The sequence below is a fragment of the Vibrio sp. Vb0888 genome (assembly GCF_033338835.1).
GTDB lineage: Bacteria > Pseudomonadota > Gammaproteobacteria > Enterobacterales > Vibrionaceae > Vibrio > Vibrio alginolyticus.
In genome coordinates this window covers 1-1,077 of sequence record NZ_JAWOTL010000305.1, presented here as the reverse complement: position 1 = coordinate 1,077, position 1,077 = coordinate 1, and the positions used below count along the sequence as shown (strand labels likewise).

Here is a 1,077-nt window from a genome sequence, read left to right as displayed (position 1 = left end):
AAAGTCAGTTCCTATACGTCTTGTAATAGGAGCGACCATGACACAGCAATCACAGCCTTATTCACATCAGACGCCAGCCTTACCTACCCCTATCGTATTGACCATCGCAGGCTCCGACAGTGGCGGCGGCGCAGGTATTCAAGCAGACATCAAAGCGATGTCGGCAACAGGCAGCTTTGCATGCTCGGTCATTACCGCCATCACTTCGCAAAACACACAAGGCGTTTCTGCCATTTTCCCTATCCCACTTGATCACGTTGAAAGCCAACTCGATGCGGTGTTTACCGATCTCAATATTGTGGCGGTAAAAGTCGGCATGCTGGCGGATTCGAACATCATCAAAGTGGTGGCAAGCAAGATCAGACAGTACCAGCCTAAACATCTTGTGATAGATCCCGTCATGGTCGCCACCAGCGGCGATTTGCTACTTGAGCAATCAGCAATCAGCACATTAAAAGAAGAACTAATTCCTCTGGCAGACATCATCACTCCTAACCTGCCAGAGGGTGCAGCACTGACAGGTAAGCCTGTACCTCAATCTGAGGCAGAAATGAGTGACATGATTGACGACCTTCGTGCGCTTGGTGCCAAAGCCATTCTGCTCAAAGGCGGTCACCTTGAAGAAGATGAAAACAGCAACGATCTGCTGATCATGCAAAACAGTGCCGAGTTAATCAGCGCCAAGCGTTTTCCGACCCAAAATACCCACGGTACGGGCTGTACACTGTCTTCCGCTATTGCGTCTTACCTTGGTCAAGGCAACAACCTGCACAAAGCCGTGCATTTAGGAAAACAGTACATCAGCCAAGCAATCGCTCATGCGGATGAGTTGGAAGTGGGGAAAGGTCACGGACCAGTACATCACTTCTTTGCGGGTCATACCTATGTTCGCTAACGCGATTGGTATTCAGCTTTCCGACGCCAGTTTGCAATACAAAGACAGCCAAACACCGACTTTAGCGGGAGTGAACATGACCATTCCTATCGGTCAATGGACGGTATTACTCGGGCGAAGTGGCTGCGGAAAAACCACGATATTGCGTTACTTAGCTGGCCTACTGGATAACCAAGTTGACT

2 protein-coding genes are annotated in these 1,077 nt (G+C 49.6%); both read left to right on the top strand.

Translation table 11 applies throughout. From position 1 onward, the window contains the following. Window positions 1-37 precede the first annotated feature (37 nt). Window positions 38-895, top strand: coding sequence for a bifunctional hydroxymethylpyrimidine kinase/phosphomethylpyrimidine kinase (gene thiD, locus R7P72_RS25830; protein WP_017447010.1), 858 nt, complete (start codon window positions 38-40; stop codon window positions 893-895). Further along, window positions 885-1,077: ATP-binding cassette domain-containing protein (locus R7P72_RS25825; protein WP_318111093.1), on the top strand; the 193-nt coding region annotated here is incomplete at its 3' end. The genes thiD and R7P72_RS25825, both read left to right, overlap by 11 nt.

What these genes read in the sequence shown, in the direction of transcription:
- thiD (WP_017447010.1), top strand. Translation starts at nt 38, where the DNA reads ATGACACAGCAATCACAGCCTTATTCACATCAGACGCCAGCCTTACCT.